We start from the raw sequence: 863 nt of genomic DNA on the forward strand, positions 1-863 counted from the left end.
TAGGTCGTGTCTGAAAACTCGTCACTGTGTCAATTTGAAAATTGCAGCTACGTATACAAATGCTAGGAAGGACGTGGCCAACTTGTCGTAACGAGTAGCCACACGGCGAAAGTGTTTTATCTTATTGAAAAAGCACTCAACTAAGTGGCGTTCTTTGTAGCGGTACCAATCGACTTTCCACGGCTGTTTACGATTTGCTTTAGGCGGAATGGTGTAAGATGCCTGCTTCGACGTTACCCACTTCCGAAACGCTTCAGAGCCATACGCTTTGTCACCTATGATGTGGCTTCCTGTAAGGTCAAATTCCTGAAGCAAATCGATAGCCGGAACGGAATCAAAGACTTGACCACCCGTTAGAAGGAAAGCAAGGGGATTTCCTAATCCATCGACGACCGTATGAAGTTTGGTTGTCTTTCCACCACGACTGACGCCGATATGCTGATTCACTTCGTGTCCTTCTGCGTTTTTTTAGCACCAGCACTGTGTTGATGAGCTTTAACCGATGTCGAATCGATACTTAAGTTCTCAAAATCAGGTTCCACTTGAAGGGCTTGAAAGATATCGACAAGTAATCCAGCATTTCTCCATTTGCAGAACCGACTGTACACCGTTTTCCAGGACCCAAACCGTTCTTCCGGCAAGTCTCGCCAAGCCGCACCACTGCTTGCGATCCATAGAATGGCATTAAACATCGTACGATTATTTAATTTTGACGGACGTCCTGTTTGATAGGGCGGAAACATGTCCTTAATTTGTTCCCACTGTTCATCGTTTATTTCGTACCGTCTTTGCGTCATGCTCGTCGCTCCATTCATTTTTCACCAATCGTACCACATTATTCTTTAGTTTTCAGACAGGTCCTA

Annotated in this window: 1 protein-coding gene; it reads right to left on the bottom strand. The window is 45.1% G+C overall.

What is annotated here, in order from left to right:
• Positions 1-21 precede the first annotated feature (21 nt).
• A protein-coding gene (locus tag G4V62_RS19165) for an IS5 family transposase (protein ID WP_165205233.1) occupies positions 22-797 on the bottom strand; the annotation gives its coding sequence in 2 pieces (ribosomal slippage) (positions 22-470 and positions 470-797; 777 coding nt in all).
• Positions 798-863 lie beyond the last annotated feature (66 nt).

It is taken from the genome of Litoribacterium kuwaitense (genome assembly GCF_011058155.1).
In the GTDB taxonomy this organism is placed as follows: Bacteria; Bacillota; Bacilli; order Bacillales; family DSM-28697; genus Litoribacterium; species Litoribacterium kuwaitense.